The organism is Streptomyces katrae (assembly GCF_000966975.1).
GTDB classification, from domain to species: Bacteria; Actinomycetota; Actinomycetes; order Streptomycetales; family Streptomycetaceae; genus Streptomyces; species Streptomyces katrae.
This window is the reverse complement of the sequence record NZ_JZWV01001118.1, coordinates 1-6,456: the sequence shown is the minus strand read 5'-3', so window position 1 is coordinate 6,456 and position 6,456 is coordinate 1. Positions and strand designations below refer to the sequence as shown.

Here is a 6,456-nt window from a genome sequence, read left to right as displayed (position 1 = left end):
GAGACCGGCATGCTGCCCCGCCGCTACATGCACGAGTACGGCGCGACCCGCGACCACCTCTTCAACGTCGCGATGGCCTGCCGCAACCGGGCGAACGAGAACCCGGCCGCGATGATGTACGAACGGCCGCTGACCCGCGAGATGTACATGACCTCCCGCATGATCAGCGATCCGCTCTGCCTCTTCGACAACTGCCTGGAGACCGACGGGGCGCTCGCCTGCGTCATCGTCTCCGCCGAGCGGGCCCGCGACTGCCGGCAGAAGCCGGTCTACGTGCACTCGGCCGCCCAGGGCCTGCCCGCCCAGCACCACGGGATGGTCAACTACTGGAACGACGACCCCCTGTCCGGCCCCGCCTGGACCGCCGCCCGCCACCTGTGGAAGCAGGCCGACTTCGGGCCCGCCGACGTGGACGTGGCCCAGATCTACGACGCCTTCACCCCGCTGATCCCGCTCTCCCTGGAGGGCTACGGCTTCTGCGGGCGCGGCGAGGGCGCCGCCTTCACCGAGGGCGGGGCGCTGGAGATGGGCGGCCGGCTCCCGATCAACACCGGCGGCGGCGGGCTGAGCGAGGCGTACGTGCACGGGTTCAACCTGATCAACGAGGGTGTCAAGCAGCTGCGCGGCACCTCCACCGCCCAGGTCCCGGACGCCGCCACCTGCCTGGTGACGGCCGGCGAGGGCGTCCCCACGTCCGCGATCCTGCTGCGCGCCTGAGCCGCCCACCGCCGACCGCCGACCCCCGAGCCCCATGCCCTAGGAGCCGCACGATGACCACCGCCCCCGGCGCCGACGAACTCCAGCTCCTGCTCCCCGTCCCCGACGAGGACGGGGCCCCCTTCTGGGAGTACGCCGCCCGCGGCGAGCTCCGCGTGCAGTCCTGCGCCTCCTGCGACAGGCTGCGCTTCCCGCCCCGGCCCTGCTGCCCGCACTGCGGGTCCTTCGAGTCGGGGTGGCGGCTGATGAGCGGGCGGGGCCGGATCTGGTCCTACGTCCTGCCGCACCCCCCGCTGCTGCCGGCGTACGCGGCGCAGGCCCCGTACAACGTGATCCTGGTGGAGCTCTGGGACGCCCCGCACATCCGGCTGGCGGGGAACCTGGTCGCCTCCGCGGACGCCCCGCTCGACTCGGTGGACCCGTCCCGGCTGCGGATCGGGGCGCAGGTGCAGGTGGTGTTCACCGAGACGGGCGGGATGACGGTGCCGCGCTGGATCCTGGTGAAGCCGTGACGCTGCGGGTGGAGCGGGACGAGGAGAACGGGGTCGCGGTCGTCACCCTGGACCGGGAGTCCCGGCACAATGCGGTCGACCTCGGCACCGCAGCCGAACTGGCGGCTCTCTGGCGGGAGTTCCGCTTCGACGAGGAGGTGCGGGCGGTGGTGCTGACGGGCGCGGGCACGGCCGCGTTCTGCACCGGGATCGACCGCTCGGCGCAGGTGCCGCAGCCGGCCTCCCCGTACTCGGTCGACGACCCCCTCGTCGCCATCGGGCCGAAGGCGAACGACCTGTGGAAGCCGGTGGTGGCCGCCGTCAACGGCATGGCCTGCGGCGGGGCCTTCTACCTGCTGGGCGAGGCGGAGTTCATCGTGTCGGCCACCACCGCCACGTACTTCGACCCGCACACCTCGTACGGGATGGTCAGCGCCTACGAGGCCGTGTACATGGCGCAGCGGATGCCCTTCGGGGAGGTCGCCCGGATGTCCCTGATGGGCACGGCGGAACGGCTCTCCGCGCGGCGGGCGTACGAGGTCGGCCTGGTCTCGGAGCTGGCCGAGCCCGGGGAGCTGCTCGCGGCGGCCCTGCGGTCGGCGCGGACCCTGGCCTCGTTCCCGACGGAGGGCGTCCAGGGCACCGTACGGGCCCTGTGGTCGGCGAAGCAGGCCGCGCTGCAGCAGGCCCTCGCCCAGGCCCCGGCCCTGATCGCCCTGGGCAACCTCCCGCCGGAACGCCAGGCGGAGCTGTTCGAGGGCCGCCGGCCGGGGACGGACTTCCGGCTGCGCTGATCAGGGCGTGGGGGTGGGCGTGGCGGAGGGGCTCGGGGAAGGTGTCCCGGCCACCGTGACCACCTCCGTGATCCGGCAGTCCTTGACGTCGCCCGCCCGGGCCGTGGCGCGCAGCGGGACGACCTGCCTGCCGGTCTGGCGCGGTTCCAGGGTGACGAGGGCGGTGGCCGTCTCGACGAGGTTCCCGCCGACGCCCTCGCGGCGCAGGTTCACGGAGAAGGTGGCGGTGCGGTCCAGCCGCGAGGTGACCTCGATGGTGCTGGAGGGGCGGGCGGTGTCGGCGTCGACGCAGGACACCACGTAGGCGGTGGCGGGTCCCGTGCTCGCGGTGGGCGAGGCGGTCGCGTCCGGGCCGCTGTCGGTGTGGATCCCGCTGCCCTTGCTCGTCTTCTTGGTCTTGGTCTTGCTCTTGCTCTTGGAGCTGGAGCAGCCGCCCCCGCCGCCGTCGTCCTTGGCGGTGGAGAACCCGGTGAGCGACAGCACCACCGCCACCAGCACCGCGCCGAATCTGATCCTGCGTACCCGTCCGGACAGCATGGTTCGAGTCCCTCCCCCTGAGACAAAACGCCGCCACGCTACCAGGTGCCCGGGGCCGCGTCCCGGCAGCGGGCGCCCGACGTATCGGCATTCACCACCGCACACCCGGAAGGCCCTCCTCCGTTCTCTCCGCCACCAGCGAAGACCTCCCCTCCCCCGGCCTCGGGCCGCCCGATCCGTGGTTGCATCCCAGCACCGAACCCGGCGGCAGCCGCACACCCCGCGTCCCTTCGGTGAGAGCACCACGTCACCACGAGGAACACGGTCGAATGCGACGCAACATCACCACCGAGATCACCATCGACGCGACCCCCGAAGAGGTCTGGGCGGTCCTGACCGACCTGCCCCGCTACTGCGTGTGGAACCCGTTCATCCGACAGGCCGGCGGCGAGGTCGCGCCCGGCGAGCGGCTGCGGCTGACGATGTACGCGGAATCGGGGAAGCCCACCACCTTCCACCCGGCCGTACGGGTCTGCGTGCCCGCGGCCGAGCTCCGCTGGACGGGGCACTTCCTCGTCCGCGGCCTCTTCGACGGCGAGCACTTCTTCCGGCTCGCCGAGGGCCCGGGCCGCACCACCCGGCTGGAGCACGGCGAACGGTTCCGCGGGCTGCTGGTGCCCTTCCTCGGCAAACTGCTGGAGGGCACGGCCCGCAACTTCACCCTGATGAACGAGGCCCTGCGCGCCCGTGTGGAAGCGGCCCGCGCCACCTCCTGACGCCACGACCGGCGTGCGGGGCCGCAGGCCCCGGGCTAGCGTCGGGATCATGACCGCTACCCGCTGAAAACCCCGGAGGGCCGGGCATGATCCGCAACGCAATCGGCTCGCTCATGGGTCTGATCGGCGCCGCCGCCGTCGTCTGGAGCCCCTTCCGGGCCTGGTACGACGGGCGGCCCGGCCGCGACTACCGCATCGAGGAGCTGTTCTCCGGCTCCGGCGTCACCACCGACCCGCCCGCCCTGCCGGGGTCGCTGCTGCTGCCGATGCTCTTCGCCGCGCTGCTCGTGCTGGTCGCGGTGCTACGGCGCTCGCGGCCGCTCATGGCGGTGGCGGGGGTGGTGGTGCTGGGCGTGGCGGTGCTGTGGATGGTCCGCCAGGGCCAGGCGGCCGGGGGCCTGTCGGTCGGGGCCGACGGGCAGGGCCTCGGCGACGGGCTCGCCACCGCCTTCGGCGCGGGCGCGCTGCTGCTCCTGGCGGCGGCCGTCATGCGCGGACGCCGCCGGCGGCCCCGCCGCCACGACCGCGACCTGGACCTCGACCCGCTCGCCCGGCCGCCGGCCGCGCAGTACGAGCCCTGGGGTCCGGCCGACCGGACGTAGGGGCTGCGGGCGGCCGTGCCGTAGCGGTCAGCCGATCCTGCCGACCTGGCAGCGCTGGACCTCGTTCACCTTGGCGGGGTTGACCATCGCGACGGTGACCGTCTGGGTCTCGCGGGGCTTCAGCGTGACGCGGACGGAGGTGCGGTCGACGGTGCCCGCGTTGCCCTCGAAGGTGAGCGGTACGTCGACGGTGCGCTGGGTGTCCAGGTCGGACGTGACCTGGAGGACGGCCTTCGTACGGCCGGGCGCGGCGCAGGAGAGGACCGTGGCGTGCGCGGGCGCGTCGCTCTTGTTGCCCTTGCCGGTGCCGGTGCTGCCGCTGCTGGTGCTGTTGTTGCTGTTGTTGCTGTTGTTGACGTCGTTGCTGCTGCTGTGGCTGCTCTTGCCGGACGAGCAGCCGTGTCCGCCGCTGCCGCCGCCGTGCCGGCCGTGGGCCGAGAAGCCGGTGAGCGAGAGCACGACACCGACGATCACAGCGGTGAACTTCATATGACGACCGGCCACCATGGCGCGATTCCTTCCCCCGAGGACAACGGCGGGACACGCTACCAGGGACCACCGACACCGACGATCTCGCTCGGCGCGGCCCGCACGGCGGCGGCCCCGCTCCCCGGGAGGGGGCGGGGCCGTCGGCGTCCGTGAAGGGCGGATCAGGCGGCGTCGACCACGCCGGAGGCCGCGACCTCGATCTTGGCCTTGGTGGCGCCGGAGGGGGAGCCGAGCTTCTCGATGGCGTCGACCACGTCCTTGCCCTCGACGACCTCGCCGAAGACGACGTGCTTGCCGTCGAGCCACGGGGTGACGACGGTGGTGATGAAGAACTGCGAGCCGTTGGTGTTGCGGCCGGCGTTCGCCATCGACAGCAGGTACGGGCGGTCGTGCTTCAGGTCGAAGTTCTCGTCGGCGAACTTCTCACCGTAGATGCTCTTGCCGCCGGTGCCGTTCTGGCGGGTGAAGTCACCGCCCTGGAGCATGAACTGCGGGATGACGCGGTGGAACGGGGAGCCCGCGTAGCCGAAGCCGTGCTGGCCGGTGGCGAGCTCGCGGAAGTTCTGGGCGGTCTTCGGGACGACCTCGTCGAAGAGGTTGAAGACGATGCGGCCGGCGGGCTTGCCGTCGATGTTGATGTCGAAGTAGACGTTGCTCATGGGTCCCATCCTGTCACTCCCGGTGCGGAACGCGACCCGGAGGGGCCCCGGAGCACGCCGACGGACCGCCCATGTGGGGTGTTACGGGCGGTTTTGGGATGCTTCCGGCCGGGCCGGGACGCCGTGCGCCCCGGCCCTCCCCGTCAGCCTCCCGTGCGGGTGCCCGTGCCCTTGGCGGCGTCCAGGGCGTACACGCAGCGGTCCTTGCTGCACGCGTACACCACGCCCGCCTCCACCACCGGCGCCCCGGTGATCTCGCCGCCCGTGGCCAGCTTCCAGCGCAGCTGCCCGCCCGCCGCGTCCAGGGTGTACAGGCAGTGGTCGGCCGAGCCGAAGTGGACCCGGCCGTCCGCGACCACCGGCGGGCCGGTGATCTCGCCGCCCGCCGCGAACCGCCACTTCGGGGTGCCGGTGACCGCGTCGAGCGTGTACAGGGCGCTGCCCGCGCCCAGGTGGACGTTGCCGCCCGCCACCAGCACCGGGTCCGCCGCCGGGCGGGGCTCGGTGGCGATGCGCCAGCGGTCCTTGCCGGTGGCGGCGTCCAGGGCGTAGACGGTGCCGAGGTAGTCGGCGAGGTACACCCCGCCGCCCGTGACCGCCGGGCCCGGTGCGAACGCGGGCGGGGCCAGGAAGACCGCGGGCGCCTCGAAGTGCCAGCGGACCCGGCCCGAGGCCCGGTCGACGGACAGCACCCGGGTGCCGGCGGCCACGTACACGTTGCCGTCGGGGGCAGGGGTGACGCGGACCGGGACGTTGCCGCAGGAGGCCGCGTCCCCGACCGGGTAGGACCAGGCCTCCAGTCCGGAGCGGGCGTCGAGGGCGCGCAGCCGGGCGTCCTGCCAGACGTAGACCGTGCCGTCGTGGAGGACGGGGGCCGCCTCCGGGGTCTCGAAGTCGGTCTGGGCGCCGGTCAGCTCCCACAGCTTCTGGCCGTTGGAGGCCTCCCAGCCCTGGACGCCGCCGCCGCGGGTCACGGTGATGACGGTGCCCCGCTCGGCGCGCAGGGCGTACACCCAGGCGTCGGCGTTCAGCCGCCACCGCTCGGAGCCGTCCTTGGCGTCGAGGGCGAAGAGGGAGGGCCCGTCGGACGCGTGGATGCGCCCGTCGGCGACGGCCATGGACCAGGCGACGTCCCGGGTCTTGAACTGGCGCCGGCCGCTGCCGACGTCCAGGGCGTGCACCTCGAAGGAGGTGACGTACAGCAGGTCGCCCGCGACGGCAGGGGTGCCCCACACCTCGTTCGACATGCGGAACCGCCACGGCCGCCAGCGCCCGCTGTCCGGCGACGGCCCGGGAGCCGGTACGGAGGGGGTGGCCACGGGGGCCGCGGCCTGGGCCCGGACCCCGGCCGGCGGGCGCACCCAGCCGGTCGCCGAGTCCGCGGCGGCGAGCCCGGCGGGGGCCGACGCCGTCGCGCGCGGGCCGGGCCCGATCGGCACCGGCGAGCCGCC

Annotated in this window: 9 protein-coding genes; 5 read left to right on the top strand and 4 right to left on the bottom strand. The window is 73.6% G+C overall.

The genetic code is table 11. The features are described 5' to 3' along the window. From VR44_RS33375 to VR44_RS33365, 3 genes are all read left to right on the top strand, one after another. A partial coding sequence (locus VR44_RS33375; RefSeq protein ID WP_045951385.1) for a thiolase C-terminal domain-containing protein occupies positions 1–717 on the top strand: 717 nt, incomplete at its 5' end. Positions 718–770: 53 nt separating this feature from the next. After that, on the top strand, positions 771–1,229 hold the full coding sequence (locus VR44_RS33370; protein ID WP_045951383.1) for a Zn-ribbon domain-containing OB-fold protein: 459 nt from the start codon (positions 771–773) through the stop codon (positions 1,227–1,229). Then, complete coding sequence (locus VR44_RS33365) at positions 1,226–2,002, top strand: enoyl-CoA hydratase/isomerase family protein (RefSeq protein ID WP_045951382.1); 777 nt, start codon at positions 1,226–1,228, stop codon at positions 2,000–2,002. Before VR44_RS33370 ends, VR44_RS33365 begins: the two co-directional genes overlap by 4 nt. Here the strand turns inward: VR44_RS33365 and VR44_RS41635 are convergent, their stop codons facing one another. Then, the gene (locus VR44_RS41635; protein WP_052713949.1) at positions 2,003–2,539 is read right to left on the bottom strand and encodes a hypothetical protein; all 537 of its coding nucleotides are present in this window, start codon (positions 2,537–2,539) and stop codon (positions 2,003–2,005) included. It abuts the gene before it with no gap. Positions 2,540–2,808: 269 nt separating this feature from the next. Here VR44_RS41635 and VR44_RS33355 point away from each other — a divergent pair, with 269 nt between their 5' ends. Continuing rightward, the gene (locus VR44_RS33355; RefSeq protein ID WP_045951381.1) at positions 2,809–3,255 is read left to right on the top strand and encodes an SRPBCC domain-containing protein; all 447 of its coding nucleotides are present in this window, start codon (positions 2,809–2,811) and stop codon (positions 3,253–3,255) included. A gap of 86 nt (positions 3,256–3,341) precedes the next feature. Further along, positions 3,342–3,857: a hypothetical protein gene (locus VR44_RS45510; RefSeq protein ID WP_045951380.1), complete on the top strand. Its 516-nt coding sequence runs from the start codon at positions 3,342–3,344 to the stop codon at positions 3,855–3,857. A 27-nt stretch (positions 3,858–3,884) separates the two neighbouring features. Here VR44_RS45510 and VR44_RS33345 read toward each other — a convergent pair whose 3' ends face one another. From VR44_RS33345 to VR44_RS33335, 3 genes are all read right to left on the bottom strand, one after another. Beyond that, a complete protein-coding gene (locus VR44_RS33345; RefSeq protein ID WP_157880488.1) occupies positions 3,885–4,364 on the bottom strand; it encodes a hypothetical protein in 480 nt (159 codons plus the stop codon). Between the two features lie 143 nt (positions 4,365–4,507). Then, positions 4,508–5,005, bottom strand: a complete 498-nt coding sequence (locus VR44_RS33340) for a peptidylprolyl isomerase (RefSeq protein ID WP_045951378.1) — start codon at positions 5,003–5,005, stop codon at positions 4,508–4,510. 143 nt (positions 5,006–5,148) lie between these two features. Beyond that, a partial coding sequence (locus VR44_RS33335; protein WP_045951377.1) for an outer membrane protein assembly factor BamB family protein occupies positions 5,149–6,456 on the bottom strand: 1,308 nt, incomplete at its 5' end.